The sequence below is a fragment of the Paenibacillus sp. S-38 genome (assembly GCF_049942825.1).
GTDB lineage: Bacteria > Bacillota > Bacilli > Paenibacillales > NBRC-103111 > Paenibacillus_G.
The window spans coordinates 3757677-3782536 of sequence record NZ_CP187970.1; the positions used below are offsets into that span (position 1 = coordinate 3757677).

Consider the following 24860-nt stretch of genomic DNA (forward strand, 5'->3'; position numbering starts at 1 on the left):
CCAAACCGTAAGAACCCAGCGCTCCACTCCACGCTAGGTTCGGTTTGACTACAGCAGCCCAAGCTCGGTAAGACGCTGGCGGATCGCTTGGCCGGACGCTTCCGGAGTGAGGAGCGTACGTATGGTTTGCTGCCCGGCGGAAGCAACCTGCCGCCTCCAGGGCTCGTCGGCTGCCAGCCGCTGCATATAGCCTGCCGCCTGGACAACATCCGGCTCCGCCCAGACTTGATGAGCCTTGTAGGGGCCGGCCCCCTCGCCGATCACCTGAAGGGTGTATCCTACGGCGCAGCAGTTCTCCGGATTCATGAACGAGGTGTTGCCGGACCACAGCGTGCCGATGACTGGCTTGCCCAGATACATCGATTCGGCCATCACCGAGCCGAAGCCTTCGGAGCGATGCAGCGAGACGAACACGTCACAGCTGTCAATCAGCGCATAGACATCGCTTCTCGACAAGGTCTGCTCAATCAGGAAAATGTTCGGATACTGGGCTAACGAGGCGCGAAGCTGCTCTACCTCGGCGGGATTGCTTTGGGCATTATTGATCTTCACGACAAGGCCGACATTCGGGTCTCCAGGGGCGAATGCCTGCCTGAATGCTTCTATGGAGCCTTGCGGATTCTTCCTGAGGGCGGTGCTGTTGACGTCGTACATCACGAGAAACAGGAACGAATGCCCCGGGAGGGCCAGCCGGCTTCGTAATTCCGTGCGATCATAGGTCGAATCAAACTGCAGGCCATAAGGAACATAATGCACCGGTAAGGCGGTGCTCTTGGCAATGGCGTCCCGGACGAATGGCGAAGGGGTCCATATTTCGTTCAGCCAAGTGAAGCCGTCATTCCATTCTTCGGGGAGATCGGTCAGCTCCCAGGCCCAATAGCCGATATTGTAACGATCCCGGAAAAACGCCTCACCATAGTGTTCACGGACTAGCCGCATCTGATCACCGTTAATATGAATCAGATTGACCCGGTATGGATTGCCGGTCTGCTCCCGGTGAGCCCATGACCCATCTCCCATTCTAGCCGAATTGCCAAGTTCGAAGTTGTTGACTCCAAAGGGGATGCCCACCGTATCCATAGCTCTTGCCAGGAAGCGCGCCCCTTCACCGAGTCCCATCTCGGCACGTGTGTATCCGACGAGGTTTACCCCAGCGGGCAGTGCCGGACTGGACGGGGAGGCAGCAGCCGACCGTCTTCTCCGGCCTTTTTTGAGCCGCCTTCGTTTCAGCTTTCGCTTTCTAGGTAAGGCACGTATGCCTTTTTTTCTTACCTTCCTCCTCCGCTTGCCGTAGAGCGAAGTTTTGCGTACCAGCTTGCGTTTCCCCTTTCGTTTCGCCGCTGCCTTCTTGGTTATGCTCCTATTCCGATGCCTGCGTCGATGCATGAGGCAACCTCCTTAAGTTCCGTTGCTCCCAGCCGGTCGGGCGGAAGCCTCTCTCTTCCACCATATGCACAGGTCCTAGGCAGATCATGGACGAATGCCTCTGTGCTGACCGAAAATAGTCGGATATCCAGACGAAACCACTCTGCCTATGCCCTTTTTTTGGATATGGAACGAACATCCCTGTCTCCGCGGGCAAGGCATCATACAATAAACCAGAAGCAGATGTCCCTGTTATAGGCATGCACCATTTTCCAAATAAGGGGATGGATATTCTGTCCCCGGCTAAGGCATGTCAATAGGTTCCATAGGGCAGTAACCCCCAGCACTATGCCTGAATCTCTACTCGATGGAAGAAAGGAGTTGACAGGATTGAAAATTGTGATCATGGCCGGCGGGAAGGGAACGCGCTTCTGGCCAAGAAGCGTGGAGGCGAAGCCGAAGCAATTCCTTAAGCTGACCTCGGAGAGGGAGACGATGCTGCAGCAAACCTACCGCCGCTTTCGCCGTTTCCTGCCTGCCGAGGATGTGCTGCTGGTCGTCGGCAAGCATTATTTGCCGCTCGTAAAGGAGCAGCTGCCGGAGCTGACGGCGGATCAGATCATCGTCGAGCCTGCACAGCGGGACACGGCTGCATGTACGGCCTTGACGGCGTCTCACTTTCTCCGCAGGAAGATGAACGAAGTGCTGGTCATTACTCCTTCGGATCAATACATCCCGGATGAGCATGCGCTGATGGAGGCCCTGTACGCGGGTGCGCAGGAGGCGGAGAAGGACGGCCAAGTGGTAACGCTCGGCATTGTTCCTACCCGTCCGGAGACGGGATATGGGTATATGGAGTCGCATGACCAAGGATTTTTGGTGAATGGCAAGGAAATCAAGCCGGTGAAATCCTTTATTGAGAAGCCGGATGTTCATAAGGCACAGCAATTGATCACGAATCCGAATGTGTATTGGAACAGCGGTATTTTTATTTGGAAGCCCTCGACCATCGAGCATTATATGCGAATTCATCAGCCGGACCTCTGGAACAGTATCACCCAGCGGTATGAGCAGCTTTCGGAGGAGTATGCCCTCCTGCCCAAGATCTCGATTGATTACGCGATTTTGGAGAAGGTGGATCGGATTCTGACCATTCCGGTGAGCTTCGTTTGGGACGACGTAGGGGCTTGGACCTCTTTGGAGCGTATCTTTAGTGCGGATCCGGAAGGCAACATCGTGCAGGGCGATATTGCTGCAGAGCAAGCGTTTGACAACATTCTCTATGTGGAAAACCAGAGAGCCGCCGTCATCGGTGTCCGGGATTTGATTGTGGTTTCAACACCCGACGGGCTGTTGATCTGCCACAAATCCGAGGAGCAGAGCATTAAGCAGATGATCGCTCGCATGGAGTCCAATAAAGGAGGAAGCGAAACGTAATGAAAGCATTGATTACCGGAATCACGGGATTTGTCGGGAGCCATATGGCAGAGTATTTGTTGAAAAATAACATTGAGGTGTACGGAACGATTCGGCACCGCAGCAGAATGAATCACATCAGTCATCTCGTCGATGACCTGAATCTGGTGGAGTGCGAACTCCGGGATCCCTTCTCCGTGGAGTCGGTGATCGGGCACGTCAAGCCGGACCTGATCTTCCATTTGGCAGCGCAAAGCTTTGTTCCGACCTCGTGGAATTCTCCAATGGACACCATTCATAACAATGTGGCCGGACAACTGAATATCTTTGAAGCGGTCCGGCGTCTGGGTCTCGACAGCAAAATTCAGATCGCCTGCTCCAGTGAAGAGTATGGGCATGTAGAACCGTATGAGGTACCGATCAAAGAAACGAATCCGCTGCGTCCTCTCAGCCCTTATGCGATCAGCAAGGTCACGCAGGATTATTTGGGCTATCAATATTACAAAAGCTATGGGCTGCATGTCGTTCGCACCCGGACCTTCAACCATACCGGGCCCCGCCGTGGAGAGAACTTCGTGACATCGAACTTCTCCAAACAAATCGCTGAGATCGAGAAGGGAATCAAGCCTCCGGTGATCCATGTCGGCAATCTGCAGGCGAAGCGGGACTTCACCGATGTCCGTGACATCGTAAGAGGCTACTGGCTGGCGCTGGAGAAGGGCGACCCTGGAGACGACTATAACATTGCTTCGAACACGTGCTGGACGATTGAAGAGATGCTGAACCTGCTTCTGTCCTACAGCAAGGTGGAGGTACAGGTTCAGGAGGATCCGGCCCGCCTGCGGCCGTCGGATGTTGAGATTCTGCTCGGTGACTACTCCAAGTTCCATCAGAAAACCGGCTGGAAGCCTGAAATCCCCTTCGAGCAGACGATGCTGGATCTGTTGAATTATTGGCGCGACAGGGTGTAACAGAGTTGAAGGGAGGAAAGACTCGTCCATGTCCAAAATCGTACTGGCGGCAGCAGGAAGAACCTCCAGCGTGACCTCCCCTGCAGATCGTAAAAAACGCCGTAAAAGAACCCGCGTCAGAAGAAAGCGCACTTCACTGCGAGCTACGGTTGTTAAGCCTGTGCGCAAACGGCATAAGGCCAAATGGGGGCAGAAGGGGAAAAAGCTTCGGAGGAAGCTCAGGCTGCGCAGAGCCAAAAAGCTCAAGAAGCTCCTTTACAAGAAGAGGAGGCGCGCCCGGCTAAGGAATAAGCGGCAAGAAACAACCCCCGTGCCGGCAGCCATTGCAGGCTATCAACCGCCGGAGGGCGCTCTGTTGGATGAGCAGGATACCATTCTTCAGAAGCTGTACCGGGTCATGCTGCTGGATGGGGAAGGCTTCGTTCGTGAACTGCACAGGCAGGTGCTTCATCGGGATGCGAATGAGGGGGAGGCTGCTGAATTGTCTCAGCAGCTTGCCTCCGGCACCGACAAGCTGCACATAGCCGAACTCGTGATGCTGTCAGAGGAAGCGCAGCGGTTGTATGAACGGCCGTTATTATCGGCCGGGCGCAACAACCGGGATACGATAGGAGCTATCATCAATCAGGCCTACGCCTCCAGTTATTTATTTTTCGTGCACTTCTTGTACTATGAATTGTTATCCCGCCTGCCTGAGGAAGCCGAGATGCAGGGTCATCTGGAGCATCTGACGCGGGGCGTTCCCCGATCTCATCTCATCCGGTCTTTCATCCTTTCCGAGGAATGCCGTGGACTGCTCTCCGGGCATGAACCGCCTAGAAGACCGGTTAAATATCTGCGGAATCCAAGCGACCCTTCGAACGGAGAAGTCAGTGTCGGTATTTTTATGGGATTTCCTCATGTAACGCCGCTTGACGGCGAAGGCATCGGCAGGTTCAGTATCCGGCTGATCGAAGGAATGCTGAGCACCTGGGACCGGATGAAGGTTTATATCACGACGACGGGAACGAACTATAACGAGTACAATCACATTTTTGCGAGGCAGCTGGAGCAGTATTCAGGACGTTTGTTTCTGGTGAAATCCGATAGCATGGAAACGATCAATCAAACGGTTCCTGTTCATGTATGGCTTGTGCCGTACGTGGGCTTAGAGCTGGCGGTCTATTTGCAAAGGCCTTATGTTCTATGTCTGCACGACCTGGTCTATCTGCATTTTAAAGACCTGTATTTCCGGAAGTCGCCGGAATTCTGCGATTGGATGGAACGGATCGTATACTATATGGCGGACAGAGCGGCGACCGTCGTATTCAATTCCGATTTCATCAAGCGGAAAGAAGGGATGGAGTACCTGGGCTTGCAGGAGCCGAAGACACAGGTCATCCGGCTTGCCTCTCCTCAGGAAGAATACAGCTTCATGGGGCTTGTTCCGGAAGCGGAGTTTCGGATCAAGTACGGCCTCGCCGGCGATTACATTGTCTTCCCCTCGGTCATCCGGTTTCATAAGAACCACAGCCGTCTCATAGAGGCATTCATCGCCTACAAGAAGATCACGCCCTCCGGATTGCAGCTTGTGATAACGGATCAACTGATACCGGACGGATTGAACAGCGACCTGTACAATGAGCTTGGCCGTTATCCCGCAGAACTACTCGCAAGCGTCAGGTTTATCGGTCGATTGCCGTCGGGCGAGCTCCCCGCATTGTACAAATATGCGAAAGGGACCATCGTACCGACCCTCTTCGAGGGCAGCTGTCCGTTCCCGATTCTCGAATCTCTGACGATGGGCACGCCGGTGGCTGCGGGCCGGCTGGAGGTTACGCAGGAGGTGATCCGGGATATGGATGCATTCATTACCTTCGATCCCTATTCCGTGAGCGAAATCGTGAACGCGATCGCTCAGCTGGACCGTCATCCGGCTGCCCTGGCGGCAAGGCAGCAGGCGGCGATTATGGAAACCCTGCAGAGGACTTGGTCCAACGTCGCAGGCGAGTACACGCAGCTGCTGGAGCAAGTAGGGAAAGCCCACTAATAAAAAATAACCCGCGATGCTATGCATCAGCGGGTTATTTACGATGTAGGGTTTCTTTTCGCCGTCAAAGCGGGGAGGGTGAAGGAGATCACGGCGGCTTCGGGAGCTTGATCTGTCGCACCCTTCGAGGACTCCGAAGGCTCCTTCTGCACCCCGAAGGTCACGGTACGGCGCAGGGGACGGAGTTGACCCTCGTTGATTACTTGGATCGTTCCGTCCGCACCCAGCAGGAATTCGATGGTTAGAGGAGAATCGGGGCCAGGCAGGGTAACGCCAACCGTAACCTGGTCGGACGGCAGATCCTCGCCCGTGGAACGGGGAGATGCGGGTTCAGGCGTTGGAGAGCTCTCGTTGTCATTGACCTCGGTCAGCACTTCATAGTTGTTGTTTTGGTAAGAGCTCGTGTAGCTGGCATTATAAGTATCCGTGTACGTGTCGGTGTAGGACGTAATCGTCGTCCCTTCCTGTATGACAGGACATGAAGGAAGGGGAGGAGAGACGGCAGCTGCTTCGAGGGCTTCCTGTGCATTCGTAGGGGGGCTCGAAGGCTCACACGAGACCGGTCCTGGTGCTGAGGAGGGAGCTGAGGTCCGGCCGGCCCGCCTGAGCCTGTTATAGCTCCATAAGGCTTCCCCTACCCGTCCCAAGGCTTGAATCAAGCGTTCCCGTGAGCGGGATCTCTTCCCTGCTCTGTATAACCGATCCGCTCTTCTGAGGAGGGAGATGGCGGACCGGATTTTACGCTCGCAGTATTGCTTTTCGTTCACAGGGATCACTCACTCTCTTCGTTTTCTGCCTTTGGGCTTAGCGTGAGCCCTCAGTGCTTTGGTAATCATGAGAAGAGCGGCAGACAGCTGATCCTCGGCCGGCTCTGCGTAGTCCGAATGAATGGAGCTTTGGGCCTGTTTCAGATAATGCTCTGCTGACCTAATGGCAGACAAGGTGGATTTGTTCTTGATCACCGCAGACCCTCCTTATACAAAGATGACCAAGTTCATTGAAGGAACTTGGTCGATAGTGGGAAAGTCAGGCTATAAGCCGGCAAGGATGTCCTTGAGCTGTTCGCAAATGTATGCAATATCCCCGGTTTGCAGCGCACCATGGGAGGGAACATTCAAGCCGGTCGCCGCGATCCGGCTCGCGACGGGGAATTCATCCGGCGGCTGCAGATGCTTGTAAGGGGGGAGGATGTGCATGGGGTAGAAGAAGGGTCTGGTTTCGATGCCCCTTTCCCTCATCCGGCGCATGACCTCATCACGCTGCTGCTCCGTGCCGTCCTTGAGCACTACGCTGTACATCCAGAATACATTCTTGGCCCATTCCTTCTCAGTAGGGAGTAGAACGGAGGCGACTCCTTCCAGATGCTTGACATACTCGGAGGCCGCACTCAGTCTGCGTTCGATGTGCCAATCGATATTCTCCATCTGTCCGCATCCGATGGCCGCTTGAATATTCGTCATCCGGTAATTGTAGCCAATGACAGGGAACCAGTATTTGCGCTGGGGGTCGATCCCTTGGCCCTTCAGCTGTCTGATCTTGGCGGCGAACTGATCATCGTTCGTGGTAACGACGCCGCCCTCCCCGGTGGTGATAATCTTATTGCCGAATAAGCTGAAAGTGGCGCTGTGGGCGATGGATCCGACCATACGGCCCTTGTACTTGGCCCCAAGGGCCTCGGCCGCATCTTCGATGACGAAGAGACCGTGCTTTTGAGCGATATCCAGAATCGGGTCCATATCCGCCGGATGCCCGTACAAGTGTACAGGAATAATGCCTTTGGTTCTTGGCGTAATCTTGGATTCTATCGCATGCGGATCGATGTTCCAGGTCTCGGGCTCCGAATCCACGAAGACCGGCGTGGCTCCGCAGTAAGCGACGGCATTGGCTGTCGCGACAAAGGTAAACGTCGGCACGATGATTTCATCGCCGGGACCGACTCCATGCGCAAGTAGGGTCAAGTGAAGGGCGGTCGTTCCGTTGCTGACGGCGATCGCATGTTTGGTTTGACAGAATGCTGCAAAGAGGTGCTCGAATCGTTCGATATAGGCTCCATTGGAGGAGATCCAGGTTGTATCCACACAATCCATCACGTATTTCTTCTCATTCCCGTTCAGGATGGGAAGAGCAATAGGGTAAAAGTTACCTGCCACCAACATGACCTCCCAAGTCGATACTAGTCGTCCGTTCGCAGCTTAATGACACGGCAGGGCACGCCCACTGCGGTACAGTGGCCCGGCAGGGATCGAATAACGACCGAACCGGCACCGACCATGGCCCAAGGTCCGATCTCCATGCCATCGATTACGCGTGTGCCCGTGCCAAGGAAGGTACCGCTGCCTACCGTAACATTGCCCGACAGGGTACTGCCTGGAGCAATATGACACGCTTCCCCGATGCTGCATTCATGATCGACGGTTGCGCCGGTGTTGATAATAGACAGCCGGCCGATCTTCGCTTCCGCATTAACGACAGCGCCGGGCATGACGGCAATGCCATCCTCCAATTGAGCGGAGTCGGAGATCCAGGAGAAAGGGCTTATGGCGTTAACCAGCCGGAATCCGAGGGATTCGAGCTGTTCGCCAAGCCGCTGCCGAACGCGGTTGCTGCCGATGGCGACAAAAGCGTGCCGGATGCCTTGAGCATAGAGGCCGGCAAGGACAGAATCGTCCCCGAGGACCGGCAGGCCTGCAGCGTGGCGGAGGGAGGTGTCCCTGTCAATACAGCCGACGAGTTCGACTCTTGGATCCGCCCGCAGGATGTCAATGACCACTTTGGCGTGGCCGCCTGCACCTAGAACCACGACTTTCGTTCGGTTTGCTTTCAGCAGAGCGCTTCACTCCTTTCACCCGTGCTCTGGATCTGAATAGGACTATCTCATTGTATGTTCCGGTACGAACGTTGGTATAAACAGGTAACCAGCCTCCCGAAATTAGGCGGATAGGAGCGGTTGGTCAACTGCCAATATTCATTCGAACGCCGTCTCCAAATCTTGCATAGCAGCATATTCTTTTAATGCAGTAGTTTCGCTGTTTGATAGGGAAGGAGGAAGACTCCATGAAGAAGAGAAAATGTATCGTTTACGGGAATTGTCAGACCACACCCCTGCAAAATTATTTAAAGTCATCTCCTACGTTTTTATCTCACTTTACGATCTTTGAGATTCCGCAGGTTCATCATGCAGACAGGCTGCGTGGTCTTCCCAACAGCTATTTCACCGATTGTGATTTGTTTATCTACCAGAAGGTGGGCACCAAGTTCGGCGAAAAGCTGTCCACGGACTATCTGCTCAGCCTGCTGCCCCGAAAATGCATTAAGATCAGTTTTACCTACTGCTATTTTACCGGCTATTTTCCCCAGTTTGTTGTGGATCCGGACGGCTTTACCTATGGGGATATCAATGTCGCGAGATTACTCGAGAGGGGAACGAGCAAGCAGGAGATTCAGGCCATCCTGGCTGACGAGAATTATTATTCCGCGGACTTCCTGAATTCAAATCTGGCCAACACCCTGTATGAGCTTAGGCGCCGTGAAGCGGGCGTAGATATCCAGGTGGCCGATTATATTGAGAAGATGTTTCGGGTCGAAAGGCTGTTCTATACGTATAATCATCCAAGATATTATTTGACTTGGTACGTGGCACAGAAAGTCCTTCAGCAGCTGGAAATATCGCCGCTCGAAATAGCCCCGATTGTTTCCGAGTCTTATGCAAGCGACCAGACGCATCCCATTTACCCGAGTGTACTGAAACATTTGAACATCCAGTTCCAGAACCCGAGTGACTATCAGCTGTTTATGAATGGTTATCCTGTCTGCTTCGGGGAATACATGTCTTACTATATTGATTATGTCAAAACAAAGAGGTAAACCCTGCTCCCCGCAAAATCAGGTCAGCTTCTCGACGTAGAGCTCGGAGACTTCGATAGAGGCTTGGCCCTCCCATTGAAACCTGAGCTCTTTTAAGGCATGAGCGGTATCGTCATCAATATGAATATGAAGGGTAACTAAGTGTTCGCCCGGTTCCAACGCTTCGATAGGATGAATGGCGTACAGTGTGAAATCGGGCACCCAGGTGCCCATAGAGAAGCTTCCTACCGGCCGGTCAGACCGTTCCGAAGCGGTAATGATGATCGAGAAAGCATAGACGCCGGTGACCATGGATTGGATATATTCTGCAATGAGCAGGCCCGGGGCATCACGCCCCGCCTCTGCTTTTCGGCAGGCAAAGGTCTCGTTATCATGATAAACCGGGGTGCCTGTAAGCGCTCCAACGGACTCCAGACTGAAGGCGGCGAATTGTCCGGCATGGGTGGGAAGATCTGTTTTGATACTCGGTTTCCGATAGAGAGGCTTCATCTCCTCATGGACAAGATGAGCCTGGGGGGAGGGGGCGCTTCTCTCAGGTAATTCGTTCTGGATTTGCCGGTAAAAGCGTTTTAGCTGCCCCAGCGCATAGGCCCGGCTGAATACCTTACGGAACAGCGCATACTGCCTTCGCGATAAGTCTTCCAGTGCCTCCAGATCGTGGAACAGCTCCGAGGCTCGAAGCTGAAGCTCCTGAACCGTGGCGCACATCCCTGTTTCTCTCAGGAGATCCAGGCTGACGCTGTGATCCAAGGCTTCCTTCGTCAGTCCGGACCTATACAAGAACAATACCGGAACTCCCATACACATTGCTTCGAGCGGTGTGAAGTGAAGGTGATAGAACGAATGAAATCCGATGTAAATGAACATTCGCGAGGAGGCGATTTTGGAATAAAAAGAGGTGGAATCCAAATACCCGGATACCTGCCCGCCGGTTTGTCCCTTCGTATGATTTTTGCCGAGTACAATATACGGCAGCGCTTCAAAACGGGATGCAAATTCGGAATAGACATCCTGTGCGGGATGGGCACCATCCAGGTAAGAGATGGCCGTGCTCAGGTAGGGCTCCGACTTTCCGGCCCTCCAGCGGAATCCAAGCCGTTCCTCCGAGACGAAGGCGTTCAGGTAGAGCTTATTTCGGACCAGCTCAGGGGCCTCGGGCTCATCCAAGCTGTACAGGATCGGGGACCAGATATATTTTTTGGATGCGGCGAACTTGGCTTTATCGATGCGCAGAAACTCCATCGCCTTGGTATAAGAGCTGAAATCGCCATGACCGAATACGCGAAAGATAACATAACCGTTGAACCAATCGAGGGCATTAGCGACCAGATCCGGAAAACTGGCGATATAGAGAACGTCGATATGCTGATTGATCAGCGCAGCCTCGCGGGAGGTCACCTTGCCCCGCTTGCCAATGATGTCGATTCGCCTGATTTCCTCTGCAATATAGGTGGGCAGTGTACAATACTTCCTCCAATGAGGGTAGTATTTGTGCGTTTCGTTGTCATAATTTTGGTCAAACTTGACGAGTGTTGGATCGCCAAGACAGGGGATGACCTCAGCCCCGGCTTCGATCAGGAGAGGCACCTCTTCATAACGCAGCGTTTCGTGGGAGCAGATCCAGTATATTCTTGGTGTCCGCATGCTTCCTCACCCGCTTCCTATGGACTTCAACTGTATGGCTTATTCACATCATATTGGCTGGTGGGACGAATGGTTCGGGCGGTTTGCACGGGTTGGGGTGGAACGTACGAAAAGCCCCGGTCTAAGATAGCGCCGAGGCAATGGTAAAGTTATGAAAGCTTTTGTATAAATAAATGCGAGATTTCGATGGGGTGGGTGCCGTCCCAGTGGAAGCGAAGCTCCTTCGTAGCTGCTGCGGTTTCCGGCGAAACGTTGACCATTAATGTAATCAGGTTCTCTCCTGCTCCAATGGATCCAATATGATGGGTAGCATACAGTACGAAGTTAGGAATCCACGTGCCCATGGAGAATGAACCTACTGACTGAGATGAGGGCTGGAAGGCCTTTACATACATGGACACGGCATACAATCCCGGCTTCATGAATCCGATATATTCGGCCAGAAGCATACCGGGCGAATCGACACCAGGCACCGCGAGGCGAGCAATGAAATCCCCGTTATCACTGTATACCGGTCTGCCGGTCAGGGAGCGGATCGTTTCCAGGCTGAAGCGGGCCATCTGTCCCTGTTCCTTGGGCAGATCCCGGTTGATCGTTGGTTTTCTGAACAACGTGCCGGGCGAGACATTCATCAGGGCAGGCTCCTTATAGGGTTCCTTACGGTTTTGAACGACATACTCTTGAACCCGGTTGACTAAAGACCGTGCCGCTGCCAGAGCTCTCGTGCGGCTGAACACCCGCCCGAAAATAATGCTTTGGTTTAACGTCAGGTTTTCGAGAAAGTCGAAGTTATGGAAGGCTTCCTTAACCGCTTGAGACAGCTCATGAACATCCCGGTACATACCGATGGAGCGCAGCGCTGCATTGCTGATCCCATGATCTCTTGCCTCTTGAGCAAGACCCGAGCGCTCCAGAAACAGCACCGGTACACCCATGCTGATGGCTTCAATCGGAGTAAAATGCAGATGGAAGTTCGAATGAAAGCCAAGGTAAATGAACATGCGGCTGCAGGCAATTTTGCTGTGGAATGTGATCGTATCCGTATAGCCTGCTATGTTATCATTGGCGCCGGTCAAGGCGCTTTTGGCGTTTTTCCCCAAGACGAGAGACGGAATATCCTTAAAATGCCTGGAGAATTGATCATAGATATCCCGGGCCGGATGGTTCCCATCCATGTAAGAGATCGTTGTGCTGATATAAGGCTGGGATCTCCTGCCGATCCACTGTGAGCCCAGCCGCTCCGGAGAAACAAACGCATTCAGGTACAGCTTATTCTTGACAATTCGCGGATCCTCGGGCAGATCGAGGCTGGCTAGGATGGGGGACCAAATATATTTGCTGTGCTGATGGAACTTGTTCTTATCCAATTTGTAGAAATCCATGACCCGGGAATAGTTGGTGAAATCGCCATGTCCGAATACGCGAAACAACGGATAACCCCGGAACCAATCCATCACGTTGTTGACGATATCGGGAAAGCTTGCAATATACATGACATCGATCCAGCGATTGAACAGTTCTGCCTCTGTTCGGTTGAGCTTTCCGCGTTTGCCAATGATATCAATATGCCGCATCTCCTCAAGCACGGGGGTCGGAATGGTGCAGTGCTTGCGCCAGTGGGGATATAACAGATGGCTCTCGTTGTCATAATGGGAATCGAATCGAAGTAAGGCAGCGTCCCCGAGGCTGGGGATGATTTCTGCACCGGCCTCAAGGAATAGAGGGATTTCCTCATATCGCAATGTTTCGTGGGAGCATAGCCAAAATATACGTGGAGCGGCCAAGTGAGGTCACATCCTTTTCCTAATGAATGCTATCAATATCCTATTTTATTGAAGGAGATATGCATCCGTTCGGGCGGATCTACAGGGGAAGAATGAAAGGGCAGATGAGTCTTGGCAGGGCGTCTTCGTTGTGATTTTCGCTTTGGCGGCTTACAGTATTTGTAGAGAGGAGGCAGCCCGTGATATCAGTGAACAAAAATAGGTTCAAAGGAAAAGACCTGTACGGCTGCGAGAGGCGTAAAGAGACGGAGCGCCGTTCCGGGGGCACGTTCGAGCTTAGGGAAGGCACCCTTGTACCCGATCGTGTACCCCGTACCAAGCTGACAGACCGAGGAGTGAGCTTACGATGACCGGACTTCATGCCTTTCTGCATTGGATTGCGGGTGCCGCTCTCGTGTATTGGATGTGCAGCAGACCCCATGCGTCGTTAACGGACCGTTTCAAGCTGGTTGTATTGGGCGGAATCGCAGGACTATCACCGGATGGCACCAAGTTTTTTGGGGATATTCTGGGTCACTCGGTCCTGGCTGTACCTGTATTCGGACTCCTTCCGGCCCTGGTCTGTTCCGCTTTCATCCAAGGTGCCTCGTTTAAGAAATCCTGGTTGGTCTTCTCGCTGGGCGTAAGCAGTCATCTCTTTATCGACTGGATCGGCAACGGCGCCGCTCTGCTGTACCCGATCATCGAACAAGAGTATGAGTTCAGTCTCGTGGACGGAAGCGGCGAAATCATTGTACTTGTACTGCTGTTGATCGCCTTGATTCCTGCGGTGCTCCGTCCCAGCAGCAGGCGGCTGCTGCCTGCGGGAATCCTTGCTGCGGCTCTGTACCTGGGGTTCTTGTCCTATTCCAAAATTCAACTCGAACATGCTTTGTTTCGGCAGTACCAGCGTGAAGAAATGAACTTGCTGCTGACGTATCCGAATAACAGGCAGTGGGAGTTCATGGTTAGAACGAAAGACGCCTCAATCACCGGTCATTCCCCTTATTGGGGTACGGATCTGACCGTCGACAGTCAGTATTACTTCAGGCCATAGACAGTCTGCGCCGGCGATTTACAAAAATAAGAATTTTCTATAGAAGGAACTCTTTCCCAGCACCTCGAAGTAAATACAAAAATATTGGACTAGGTGGATGCAAGCTGAGCGAGGAAGGAATACCTATCCGGCATGAGATCGAGTTCGAGCTGCGTCTTAATCCTATTACATCCTACAGGAGGAAATAAAGACATGAACCTCAAACAGGCGGCGGCAGAGAAGGCTGTGGAATATATCAAAGACGGGATGATCGTCGGGCTCGGAACCGGCTCGACGGCGTATTTTGCCATCCGGCGGATCGCGGAGCGGGTGAAGGAAGGGCTAAAGCTCCGCGCGGTAGCTTCATCGCGCCATTCCGAGGAGCTGGCGCGGGAGTGGGGCATCCCCCTGGTGTCCTTCAGCGAGATCGAGGCGATTGATGTGACGATCGACGGAGCCGACGAAGCAGACGGCGAGGCCAATCTGATCAAAGGTGGCGGGGGCGCGCTCCTCCGTGAGAAAATCCTCGCACACCACAGCCGCCGGATGATTGTCATCGTCGACGAGTCGAAGCGGGTGGAGCGGCTGGGGGCTTTTCCGCTGCCGGTTGAGATTGTGCCGTTCGCCGAGAATCTGACGCTTCGCAGTCTGAAGGAGCTTGGGACGGAGCCGGTGCTGCGTGAGAAGGACGGCGAGCTTTTCCGGACGGATAACGGCAATCTCATCGCCGACTGCAGGTTCGGCGTCATTGCGGACGCGGCGGAGCTCGAACGCCGTCTGAATCTGATCCCCGGCGTTGTGGAGAACGGATTGTTCGTCCGGATGGCGCATACGGTGGTTACCGGCTGTGCAGGCGGCAGGGTAACCATTCAGGACTACATATGAATATTTTCCTATCGGGGTTCATATCTTCTCATTTCCTTCCAAGGACTTATCTTATACAATAGGTGGCATAAGGGATTAACAATAGAAAGTCCCCTTTCATGCCATTACTGTGAGGTGTCGAGCTTGTTAAAAAAATTGGATTATACCCCGCCGGCGAACGGCTACCCGGAGTGGAACAACAATCCTGATGTATATGAGGTCAACCGGATGAAAGCGCATGCTTCCCTGATGCCTTTCGATACGGTGGAGGAAGCGCTGGCCGGCCGGAAGACGGAAGCGAGAAGATACCGGTCCCTGAATGGAGAGTGGAAATTCAGCTTCGCCGAAAATCCGGAGAAGCGGATTCAGGATTTCTATCGTGCGGCTTACGACGTCAGCGGCTGGGACACGATTCCGGTGCCGTCCCATTGGCAGCTGCAGGGCTATGACTACCCGCAGTACACGAACATCCGCTACCCATGGGAGAAGACGGAGGAGCTTAAAGCGCCGTTCGCCCCGACGAAATACAATCCGGTCGGTTCGTACGTGCGTTCCTTCGAGGTGCCGGAGGAGTGGAAGGGCGAGCCGGTGTACCTCAGCTTCCAAGGGGTCGAGTCGGCGTTCTACGTCTGGGTGAACGGGGATCTCGTCGGGTACAGCGAGGATACCTTCACTCCGGCGGAGTTCGATGTGACGCCTTACCTCATCCCGGGTGAGAACCGGCTGGCGGTTGAGGTGTACCGCTGGTGCGACGCAAGCTGGCTTGAGGACCAGGATTTCTGGCGGATGAGCGGGATTTTCCGCGATGTGTACCTGTATTCGACGCCTGCGGTGCATATCTATGACTTCTTCGCCCGTCCGGAGCTGGAAGACGGTTACGGATCCGCCCGGCTTGTCATCGACGCGGAGCTGGTGAATTATGCCGCGGCCTATCAAGGCCAAGCGGTCCTGGAAGCCCAGCTGTACGACGCGTCGCAGCAGCCGCTGTGGAACGAGCCGATCCGGTGGCAGGATGCGGTGGACGGCTCGGCGTCCAAGCCGCTGCAGCTCACCGGCGAGGTGAACGCCCCGCTGCTCTGGAGCGCGGAGCAGCCGAACCTGTACACGCTGGTCCTGAGCCTGCGCGGTGACAACGGCGGTCTGCTCGAGACGGTTTCGTGCCGAGTCGGCTTCCGCAAGTTCGAGATCGAGGACGGCCTGATGAAGATCAACGGCAAGCGCATCGTGTTCAAGGGCGTAAACCGTCATGAATTCTCCTGCGACCGCGGGCGCTCCGTAACGGCAGAGGACATGCTGGCGGATATCCTGCTCATGAAGCGGCACAACATCAATGCGGTACGGACCTCGCACTATCCGAACCACCCGCTGTGGTACGACCTCTGCGACGAGTACGGCCTGTACGTCATTGACGAGACGAACCTGGAGACCCACGGCTCGTGGGAATACGGGCAGACGACGGAAGGGGATACCGTGCCCGGCAGCAAGCCGGAGTGGACCGGTGCCGTGCTCGACCGGGCGAATTCCATGCTCCAGCGGGACAAGAACCACCCGGCGGTCATCATCTGGTCGCTCGGGAACGAATCGTTCGGCGGAGATAACTTCATCCGGATGCACGACTTCCTGAAGAAAGCGGATCCTTCGCGGCTCGTGCACTACGAAGGCGTCTTCCACTGGCGGGCATCGGAAGCGGCTTCCGATATGGAAAGCCACATGTACACGAAGCCGGACCGGGTCGAGGAGTATGCGCTGCAGTGGCCGAAGAAGCCGTTCATCCTGTGCGAATACAGCCATGCCATGGGCAACTCCTGCGGCAACCTGAAGAAGTACACGGACCTTACCGACAAATATCCCGTGCTTCAGGGCGGGTTCATCTGGGACTGGATCGACCAGTCGATCCGGACGAAGACTGCGGACGGCACGGAGTACTTCGCTTACGGTGGGGACTTCGGTGAGCCGCTGCATGACGGCAACTTCTGCGGTAACGGCCTGATCTTCGCCGACCGGACCGTATCTCCGAAAATCCATGAGGTCAAGGCGTGCTACCAGAACGTGCGCTTCGAGTCAGTGAACCTGCAGGAAGGCCGCGTGAAGGTGCACAATGCGTTCCTGTTCACGGATCTCGGTGAGTTCCGCTGCGTGTACCAAGTGCAGAAGAACGGCCGGACGGTCCAGGAAGGGGAGCTCTCCCTGCAGCTGGCTCCGCTGGAAGCGGCCGAGCTGACGGTGCCCCTCGAGCTGCCGAAGGAAGCGGCACGCGGAGAAGAGTACCTGCTCAACCTCTCGCTGGTGCTTCGCGAGTCGACGAAGTGGGCGGAGGCCGGTCATGAGGTGGCCTTCGGCCAGTTCCTGCTTCCGGTAGCGGCCAGTGCCTCTGCGAAGACGGACGACAAGCCGGCGCCTCTGGCACTCGACGAGACCGGCGAGGAGATTGCGGTGTCCGGCAGCGGCTTCCGGGCGGCCTTCGACAAGCGGACGGGAAGCCTGGTGTCCTACCGCTATCAGGAGACGGAGCTGCTGCAGGAAGGCCTCGCGCCGAACTTCTGGCGCGCTTACACGGACAATGACAAGGGCAACAAGCTGCAGGAGCGCAGCGCCGTATGGCGCACGGCCGGTGCCGAGCGGACGCTGAGGGGTCTTGCTGCGGAGCTGCATGGCGCAAGCGCCGTGATCCGGGCGGAGTACGCTCTTCCTGCAGGAGAAGGAACGGCCTGCACTGTGCTCTATAAGGTGAAGCCGGACGGCGAGGTGGAAGTCGGCCTGGAGCTTGCACCGGGAGAGGGGCTGCCGGAGATTCCGGAGATCGGGACGATGCTTGTCCTGGACGGCAGCTTCGACGAGCTGTCCTGGTACGGCCGCGGCCCGCACGAGAACTACTGGGACCGCAGCAGCGGCGCGCGCATCGGTCTGTATCAGGGCCGCGTAGCCGACCAGTTCGTGCCGTACCTGCGTCCGCAGGAGTGCGGCAACAAGACTGGCGTCCGCTACGCGACGGTCACGAACGCCGCCGGCGTCGGTCTGCGCATTACCGGCGCGCCGGAGTTCGAGCTGAACGCCCTGCCTTACACCCCGGCTGAGCTGGAGGAGCACGACCATGTCTACAAGCTGCCGCAGAGCGGCAAAACCGTGCTGCGCATCAACTACAGGCAGATGGGTGTAGGCGGCGACGACAGCTGGGGAGCCAAGACCCATCCGGAGTACACGCTGTTCGCGAACCGGACGTACGCTTACCGCTTCAGCTTGAAGGGAACACAGCTCTAAAGCCGGTGCTCGTAAACTTGGGCGCATAAAATCTTCGCACATGAAGATACTGGAAGTAAAACAAGTGAGGTGCTTCTTCATGTGCGAACGATTCAGTCTTTCCTCTCCGCTGCAGGAGGTGTCGGAGCGGTTTGGCATCCGTCAGGTCCGCTTCTCCTACACCCCGCGCTACAACATCGCGCCGACCCAGCCCGTCTCCGTCATCGTGCCCCATAAGGGCGAACGGATGCTGGAGGAACACCGCTGGGGGCTCGTTCCGTTCTGGGGCAAGGATGCGGTGAACGCGGACAGCTCGGCCGTTCACGAGAAGCCGGCCTACCGCAAGCTGTTCGCGCAGCAGCGCTGCATTATTCCTTCCAACGGCTTCTATGTCTGGAAAACGGTGAAGAAGAAGCGCGAGCCCCTGCGCGTGGTGTTGAAGGACGGCGGTCTGTTCGGCATGGCGGGGCTGTACGAGATCTGGAAGGACACGCGCGGCAAGGAGTACCGCACCTGCACCGTGATGATGACCCGCGCCAACCGGCTCGTATTCGAGTACGACGAGCGCATGCCAGTCATCCTGGACGATGCGGCGATGGATGACTGGCTGGATCCGCTGCGCAACGGGCAGACGGATTTCCTGCAGAGCCTGCTGCAGCCCTACTCGCCGGAGCGGATGCGTGCTTATGCTGTTTCCCCGGAGGTAGCCGGGCACGGGGAGCTGGGGGCCGAGGATATCGAGCCGGCCGCGGGACGGATGGCCTGGATGAAGCGATAGGCTCAAACGATAGCTTGAAATAATAGGCTGATTCAAGGAAGGCAAGAAAGGCAAGGAAGGCAAGGAAGGGAAGCGATACCCCGCAGGGTATCGCTTTTTTTTTCTATGACTCTTCTTCATCAAACCGTTACACCTCGTTAATATTCTTCGAATAGTGGAATGGCACTATGTGAGGTGGCGCATAATCGGGCCCTTTTTCTCTGAATCGTCGGGAGGGGGAGTGAAGAACGGAGGAGAGGCGCATGGAGAGCAGGGGGGAGATGGGCATCAAGGCTGCAGCGGCAAGCGGGGACCGGGATGGAGAGAGGGAGCCGGCTCCAACCGGGGAATCGCAATCTGTGCGGCTGACCGCCCGATTCCGGCATGCAGCACTCCGCTTGTTGGCTAGCGCCGCAGGGCGGGATCTACGGCTGCGCCAGGGCCTGCTGCTGGCGGCTGCCCTGTTGGGAGCATGCTGTGCCGTACTCTCTGCTGGCAGAGATACAGCGTACGTGGAGGCCGGGTCAGCGCCTGCGGCAGCCGATTTATCGGATACAATTTCTTCTATGCGACCCACGATCCGCAGACCTCCTTCGGAGATCATGAGAATGATATGGAGGGCATCATGATTGTAGTGCGCAAGCCGGGTGTGAAGCGCAAGGACGGCACAACAGTCACCCAGCCGTTCGGTGAGCTGGAGCTGGCCCTGATGCCGCGCCATGCCAAGCTCGGGATGTTCGCGCCGGTGAATACGGCCATCCAGTACAAGCCGGGGATGAGCTCCGTCTACTACGACAGCACATTCACGACGGAGGCGAATACGACAGGGACGCATATCCGTGTCTACAGCGCGCAGAACGACGCGCCGCTGACGGATTCGGAAGACGATTTCGGCCACGCGCTTAAGGCGTACAACAGCGCCGGGGCAGAGGGCGATACGGGTTTTATTTTCCACTGGGGCGGCACCGGCAGCTCGTCGATCAACATGAATGCCTCCGGCACGGCCAATTGGGATAACTACATGAGCGACTTCGTAGAGTCGAAGCGGATGAGCTTCGGCCTGATCCCGATGGAGAGCTCAATCTGGACTCTGCGCAATAACATGACGCTGAACCTGTGGGCAAGCTACGGGACATTCAAGGGCGACACGGGCCGCGCCGATGCCGCCAATGCGCCTTGGTGCTGGAGCTTCGAAGGCTACCGGGATCTCGGGGGCGGTACGATGCTGATCGATCCGGCGGCTTTCGTCGACGCCTTGTTCGACGATCTGGGGCCGTTCTCCAAGGTATATTTGACGAATGCGTACAAGTAGGATATGGCGAAGGATGGAAACTTAGGCATGGAATGAAAGATAGGGGCAGTGGCGCTGTCCCTTTTTGCCGTGGATGTCCTATAGCAGAGTAGTATTTAACACAAATAACCATTTCTGGTATCATAGAGAGATAGAATAAGATGCGGCTGTACGACGGGTTGAGATGACGGCTGCGGGGAGGGATTCGATGGTTATTCAAAATATAGGGTACGTGATATTCGCGTTCGTGCTGGCTGCGGCCTCGATCTACACCGGTGAGCCGGTTACTTTCATTATGCTCGGCTTCATTCTGATGAGCTTGATTACGATTACATCGTATTTGAAGAAGATCTATGAGGAGATCAAAAAATAACTTCTGCTGTGGCGGCCTTCGCCTACGGGTATGAGATCGATCTCGGGACCCGCTTCGGTCGGAAGGAAGAGAGCGGCCGGGTGAAGTGAATTAATGACGCGCGCACAGGATGCTAACTTAGAAGGAGGGGCTGGACAGTGGCCATCAGCAAAAAAGGGTCAAGAACGATTACCGTCGACGGGGAGGTGTACCGCTGGATTCTATCTCCCCGCAGCGGCTCCGTTCTGCTCATCGTGGAACATACAAGCGGGCAGGGGCAGCGGATGGAGGTCCTGACCCCGACGGAGGCCTCCAGTCGAAGCACCGGTACGGCATTCGGTGTGCAGCCGGAGATGCGGATCGTCACGCCCAAGGACGTTGAGGGCTGCATCCGCCAAGCGCTTCCGCTCGGCTGGAAACCGGCTGCCAAGGGGGCGCCGATGACGTTTGACCTGCGGGGCGATCTTTTGGTGCGCCGGGGGTAGGGGGAGCGGTGTGGTGCCTTCCGCTGCGTCGTTGCAGGGCATTGGCCGGAAGAGTGGACATAACGGCTGATACCGATTCTCTCCCTTGCCCGCGAAGGTTCGTTGCGGAATAATGGGGTAGACCTGCAGGGGAAAGACAACGCAGAAGCACGCCGGACAGGAGGAGTCAGCATCGATTCTTTACCGTATCTGCAAAAGCATGCCCAAAGGGCATACAACGAAATCATAGAGCTCATCGCGAGACCGAATCTGTTATTCTCAAACGATCCTTCGATGACGCAGCAGGAGGATGCCTGCAACACACGGTATATTCACGGGTTTAACCGTCTCCTGAAACGGGGTAAGATCCCGGATGCTTACGTAGTTGAAAGCTTGAGATCTATCGAGAGCGGGCTGGAGTCCTATCTTCAGGGCCATTACAGGGACAAAAGTTTTGTGTTCAGGCTCCGGGCGGACATCCTTATTCCCGCTTTCACCGTCAGCGTGGTTTCGTATCATGGGGAGCCGCTGCTGCATCCGGAAGCCGTGGAATTCAATGAATTGGTACGAAGGTACAGGGAGAAGGCATACTTTCATGGGATTCCTATATCGGGGAGGGACAGCGGCAGAGGGGACCCGGAAGACCCCGAGGTTGAGATGCTCCTTAGCATGGAAAGGTATGTCAGACTGATTCATACCTGACACAGATCGGGAGCTTTAGAGCAAGGAGTGGAGGAAGGACAGCAGGATGGAACTCGCTGCACAGGTCAAAGTATTTCAATGCTGCCATGACGGGACGCTGGTTCGTCTCGAAGCCGATCCGGTGAATGGGGATATTCACTGGGTGATCGACTGCGAGTATATCGTAGAAATGATGGAGCCGGGCACGAGTGAGCTCCGCGGCTGTTTCCGCGGCTGTACGGAATTGTACTTTCAGGAGTGGGGGAGCGAGCGGAGAGTGGAGAAGCTTGAGGAGCTGGCGGCTTTGGAGCTCGAAGTATACGCAGCTTCCGAAAGAGACGGCGCCGTGAGTGTGGTGTGTTATTTACCTCCGGAAACCTATGCATCCCCTTCGCGCGGGGGAGAACTCGTCATTCGTACCCGTGACCTGGCGCTGTGGACCCCGTCCTCGCGAAGCATCACGGTGGAGGAGCTTTTGGGGGCTTCGGCCGCCTATTGGCAGGGTTTTGCAAGAAAATCAACCGAGACATGAAAGGGAGTTGTACACGATTCACATCTTGTTTGTTTGCAGCCGCAACCGCTGGAGAAGTCTTACGGCGGAGAAAATATTTAATGGGGTTAATGGTAATGAAGTCCGGTCCGCGGGTACGGAAGAGAATGCGAGAATACGGGTGACTGCGGGCCTGATCGGTTGGGCCGACTGGATTCTGACCATGGAACGGAAGCACGTACGAAGACTGAAGGAGAAGTTCCCGCAGGCGCTGCAGGGCAAAAGGCTGATCTGCCTCGATATCCCGGACGAATTCGGCTATATGGACGAAGCGTTGATCGGTCTGCTTGAGAGCAGCGTGTCCGTTTATGTAGATCTATATAATTAATGAAATTAACTATACATGACATAAATGAAAAGGGGGTGCCGTTCAGGTGAAGGTTCAGCGTCGGCAGAGCGTTCCGTGGAAGATCAAAGAGCCTTCCCGGGTCAAGCTGATCCTCTGCATGTGTGCGGTTATGCTTGTCATGGGCCGCAGTGTCATGAGGGACCTTGGTGAGGGCGGAGCCGGACCGCTTTTTTATGCTCATCTGGCTCTGATCCTCTTGTGTCTCTTTATTATCGGTATCGCGGTCTTTCGGCGGTTCCGAAAGCCGGAGGAGCTCCTGCTTCATGAAGGATGGCTGTCTATCCGGGGCCGGCGGTTGAGTGCCGAGGAGCTGGGTCGTGTGTTCGTGCACGCTGCAGCTGGGTATACGGTTGGCATCGGTCTGCTGCCGAGAGGAAAGAGGGTGGTCCCTGTGCCGTACATGTTCCGTTATGCCGACAGGGAGGAAGAGGCGCTGAAGCGGCTGGAGGAATGGTCGGCACGGCATGGGGTGACCATGGAGCGTAAGAGGTTTCTGCGATGGATCTGACATGCCTGAAAAATCCAGTATGGAAAAAAATGTGAAGCCTCCGTCTATCCCGTAAGCGGATGGGCTGCGGCGGGGTAATAAACGAATATCTCCGGCCTGCCGGGAAAGAAAGCAAAAGGAGGCGCAGTACACATGACCCCTACCGCGGACTGGCTGCAGGATATTGGGATTGCGGAGCTGCAGCGCAGGATGGAAAAGGGAGAGCTGACCGCGGCCGGGCTGACCGAGGGCTATCTGCTGCGGATTGCCGCTTACGATAAACAGGGACCGATGCTGAACGCGGTTCTGGAAGTAAACCCGGAAGCGATGGCCATCGCGGAGGGACTGGACGCCGAACGGCGTGCGAAGGGAGCTAGAGGACCACTGCATGGCATTCCCCTGCTGCTCAAGGATAATATCGATACGGGAGACGGGATGATGACGAGTGCCGGATCGATCGCTCTGGTCGGTCACTATGCCACGCGCGATTCGCATCTGGTCTCCCGGCTCCGGGAAGCCGGCGCGGTCATTCTCGGCAAAACGAACATGACCGAGTGGGCGAACTTCATGACCCAGGGCATGCCCGGGGGCTACAGCTCCCGCGGAGGGCAGGTGCTGAACCCGTACGGCTGCGGCCGGCTGAACTGCGGCGGCTCCTCGAGCGGATCGGGCGCAGCAGTGGCCGCTTCCCTGGCTGCTGCCGCCGTTGGCACCGAGACGTCGGGCTCGATCCTGAGCCCGGCGGTGTGCAGCTCGGTCGTCGGCATCAAGCCGACGGTGGGGCTGATCTCCCGCAGCGGCGTCATCCCGCTGGCGATGAGCCAGGATACGCCGGGGCCTCTGGCCCGCATCGTGGAGGATGCGGCGCTCCTGCTCGGCGCCATGGCCGGGCCCGATGCGGACGATCCGGCAACTGCCAGCGGCATCGGCCGGGTCTGCCGGGATTACACGCCCTTCCTCGACGCCGGGGGACTCGAAGGGGCGAGGATCGGCGTGCCCCGGAGGAGGTTTCATGACCGGCTGCCGCATGATGAAGGGGCCTTATTCGAGGAACATCTGGAGGCGATGCGGGCTGCCGGGGCGGTGGTCGTCGATCCGGCGGAGATCCCGTCCGCAGCGGAGCTGGCGCAGTACCAGTCGACCGTGTTCCGCCATGAATTCAAAGCCGGCATCAATCGCTACTTGAGCCGGCTGGCCCCCCATCTGCCTGTGCACTCGCTCAAGGATCTCATCCTGTTCAATACGATGCATCATGACGAGGCGCTGAGGTATGGACAGGACAACCTGCTTATCGCCGAAGATACCAGCGGGATGCTGACCGAGCCCCGGTACCTGGAGGACCGGCTCACGGATCTGCGGCTCTCCCGAAGGGAGGGCATCGACGCGGTGATGAGGGAGCATGGCCTCCAGGCGCTGGTTTTCCCCGGAACCGCGGGGGCCAGCATTGCGGCGAAGGCGGGCTACCCATCGGTGACCGTGCCCGGCGGGTATGTGTCCGGCGGCCGGCCGGTCGGCGTCACCTTCACCGGGGGCGCTTACGCGGAGCCCCAGCTCATCCGAATCGCTTATGCATTCGAGCAGCTGCGGGGGATGAGGCGCCGGCCGATCTGGCTGTAAGTGCCGTCAGGCAGTGGATGCAGCGAAAGACAAGGACAGCAGCTATGTTCAGCGCGGTGAGTTGCGACTTGTCTGTTCTGCATCGCTGCGTGGCTTGCAGAGCCATTGTTATTATGAAGATGA

23 protein-coding genes are annotated in these 24860 nt (G+C 56.0%); 16 read left to right on the forward strand and 7 right to left on the reverse strand.

Annotated elements, in window-relative coordinates; all coding sequences use genetic code 11:
* Window positions 1-48: 48 nt before the first annotated feature.
* Window positions 49-1119, reverse strand: a complete 1071-nt coding sequence (locus ACP26L_RS17365; RefSeq protein ID WP_426454390.1) for a glycosyltransferase family 4 protein — start codon at window positions 1117-1119, stop codon at window positions 49-51.
* A 636-nt stretch (window positions 1120-1755) separates the two neighbouring features.
* On the opposite strand from ACP26L_RS17365, the gene ACP26L_RS17370 reads away from it, so the two are divergent.
* The 3 genes from ACP26L_RS17370 (at window position 1756) to ACP26L_RS17380 (ending at window position 5781) form a co-directional block, all read left to right on the forward strand.
* Complete coding sequence (locus ACP26L_RS17370) at window positions 1756-2802, forward strand: mannose-1-phosphate guanylyltransferase (RefSeq protein ID WP_426454392.1); 1047 nt, start codon at window positions 1756-1758, stop codon at window positions 2800-2802.
* Window positions 2802-3752: a GDP-mannose 4,6-dehydratase gene (locus ACP26L_RS17375; protein WP_426454394.1), complete on the forward strand. Its 951-nt coding sequence runs from the start codon at window positions 2802-2804 to the stop codon at window positions 3750-3752. Before ACP26L_RS17370 ends, ACP26L_RS17375 begins: the two co-directional genes overlap by 1 nt.
* Before the next feature lie 310 nt (window positions 3753-4062).
* Window positions 4063-5781 (forward strand): glycosyltransferase, encoded by a 1719-nt coding sequence (locus ACP26L_RS17380; RefSeq protein WP_426454396.1) that lies wholly within the window; start codon window positions 4063-4065, stop codon window positions 5779-5781.
* 38 nt (window positions 5782-5819) lie between these two features.
* Here the strand turns inward: ACP26L_RS17380 and ACP26L_RS17385 are convergent, their stop codons facing one another.
* The 4 genes from ACP26L_RS17385 to ACP26L_RS17400 form a co-directional block, all read right to left on the reverse strand.
* Complete coding sequence (locus ACP26L_RS17385) at window positions 5820-6440, reverse strand: hypothetical protein (protein WP_426454398.1); 621 nt, start codon at window positions 6438-6440, stop codon at window positions 5820-5822.
* 117 nt (window positions 6441-6557) lie between these two features.
* A complete protein-coding gene (locus ACP26L_RS17390; RefSeq protein WP_426454400.1) occupies window positions 6558-6743 on the reverse strand; it encodes a hypothetical protein in 186 nt (61 codons plus the stop codon).
* Window positions 6744-6812: 69 nt separating this feature from the next.
* Window positions 6813-7937, reverse strand: a complete 1125-nt coding sequence (locus ACP26L_RS17395) for a DegT/DnrJ/EryC1/StrS family aminotransferase (protein WP_426454402.1) — start codon at window positions 7935-7937, stop codon at window positions 6813-6815.
* 17 nt (window positions 7938-7954) lie between these two features.
* Entirely contained in the window at window positions 7955-8581 is a 627-nt protein-coding gene (locus ACP26L_RS17400; RefSeq protein WP_426454403.1) for an acetyltransferase, read from the reverse strand.
* A 254-nt stretch (window positions 8582-8835) separates the two neighbouring features.
* Here ACP26L_RS17400 and ACP26L_RS17405 point away from each other — a divergent pair, with 254 nt between their 5' ends.
* On the forward strand, window positions 8836-9645 hold the full coding sequence (locus ACP26L_RS17405) for a WcbI family polysaccharide biosynthesis putative acetyltransferase (RefSeq protein ID WP_426454405.1): 810 nt from the start codon (window positions 8836-8838) through the stop codon (window positions 9643-9645).
* 18 nt (window positions 9646-9663) lie between these two features.
* Here the strand turns inward: ACP26L_RS17405 and ACP26L_RS17410 are convergent, their stop codons facing one another.
* Window positions 9664-11289 carry a glycosyltransferase gene (locus tag ACP26L_RS17410; protein ID WP_426454407.1) on the reverse strand — a complete coding sequence of 542 codons (1626 nt, stop codon included), beginning with the start codon at window positions 11287-11289 and terminating at the stop codon, window positions 9664-9666.
* A 149-nt stretch (window positions 11290-11438) separates the two neighbouring features.
* The gene (locus ACP26L_RS17415; RefSeq protein ID WP_426454409.1) at window positions 11439-13073 is read right to left on the reverse strand and encodes a glycosyltransferase; all 1635 of its coding nucleotides are present in this window, start codon (window positions 13071-13073) and stop codon (window positions 11439-11441) included.
* Window positions 13074-13419: 346 nt separating this feature from the next.
* Between ACP26L_RS17415 and ACP26L_RS17420 the strand changes: the two genes are divergently transcribed.
* The 12 genes from ACP26L_RS17420 to ACP26L_RS17475 all read left to right on the forward strand — a co-directional run bounded on the left by ACP26L_RS17420 (window position 13420) and on the right by ACP26L_RS17475 (window position 24737).
* Window positions 13420-14109 (forward strand): metal-dependent hydrolase, encoded by a 690-nt coding sequence (locus ACP26L_RS17420; RefSeq protein WP_426454410.1) that lies wholly within the window; start codon window positions 13420-13422, stop codon window positions 14107-14109.
* Between the two features lie 192 nt (window positions 14110-14301).
* Window positions 14302-14973 carry a ribose-5-phosphate isomerase RpiA gene (gene rpiA, locus ACP26L_RS17425; protein ID WP_426454412.1) on the forward strand — a complete coding sequence of 224 codons (672 nt, stop codon included), beginning with the start codon at window positions 14302-14304 and terminating at the stop codon, window positions 14971-14973.
* Window positions 14974-15096: 123 nt separating this feature from the next.
* On the forward strand, window positions 15097-18210 hold the full coding sequence (locus tag ACP26L_RS17430; RefSeq protein WP_426454414.1) for a glycoside hydrolase family 2 TIM barrel-domain containing protein: 3114 nt from the start codon (window positions 15097-15099) through the stop codon (window positions 18208-18210).
* Window positions 18211-18289: 79 nt separating this feature from the next.
* On the forward strand, window positions 18290-18967 hold the full coding sequence (locus ACP26L_RS17435) for an SOS response-associated peptidase (protein ID WP_426454416.1): 678 nt from the start codon (window positions 18290-18292) through the stop codon (window positions 18965-18967).
* Between the two features lie 451 nt (window positions 18968-19418).
* On the forward strand, window positions 19419-20258 hold the full coding sequence (locus ACP26L_RS17440) for a hypothetical protein (protein WP_426454418.1): 840 nt from the start codon (window positions 19419-19421) through the stop codon (window positions 20256-20258).
* Window positions 20259-20445: 187 nt separating this feature from the next.
* Window positions 20446-20610, forward strand: a complete 165-nt coding sequence (locus tag ACP26L_RS17445; RefSeq protein ID WP_426454420.1) for a hypothetical protein — start codon at window positions 20446-20448, stop codon at window positions 20608-20610.
* Window positions 20611-20747: 137 nt separating this feature from the next.
* Window positions 20748-21074: a hypothetical protein gene (locus tag ACP26L_RS17450; protein WP_426454421.1), complete on the forward strand. Its 327-nt coding sequence runs from the start codon at window positions 20748-20750 to the stop codon at window positions 21072-21074.
* A 372-nt stretch (window positions 21075-21446) separates the two neighbouring features.
* Complete coding sequence (locus ACP26L_RS17455) at window positions 21447-21755, forward strand: hypothetical protein (RefSeq protein WP_426454423.1); 309 nt, start codon at window positions 21447-21449, stop codon at window positions 21753-21755.
* Between the two features lie 46 nt (window positions 21756-21801).
* Window positions 21802-22266 carry a hypothetical protein gene (locus ACP26L_RS17460; protein ID WP_426454425.1) on the forward strand — a complete coding sequence of 155 codons (465 nt, stop codon included), beginning with the start codon at window positions 21802-21804 and terminating at the stop codon, window positions 22264-22266.
* 16 nt (window positions 22267-22282) lie between these two features.
* Window positions 22283-22612, forward strand: coding sequence for a low molecular weight protein tyrosine phosphatase family protein (locus ACP26L_RS17465; RefSeq protein ID WP_426454986.1), 330 nt, complete (start codon window positions 22283-22285; stop codon window positions 22610-22612).
* A 46-nt stretch (window positions 22613-22658) separates the two neighbouring features.
* Window positions 22659-23141 (forward strand): hypothetical protein, encoded by a 483-nt coding sequence (locus ACP26L_RS17470; protein WP_426454426.1) that lies wholly within the window; start codon window positions 22659-22661, stop codon window positions 23139-23141.
* A gap of 132 nt (window positions 23142-23273) precedes the next feature.
* Window positions 23274-24737 carry an amidase family protein gene (locus ACP26L_RS17475; RefSeq protein ID WP_426454428.1) on the forward strand — a complete coding sequence of 488 codons (1464 nt, stop codon included), beginning with the start codon at window positions 23274-23276 and terminating at the stop codon, window positions 24735-24737.
* Window positions 24738-24860 lie beyond the last annotated feature (123 nt).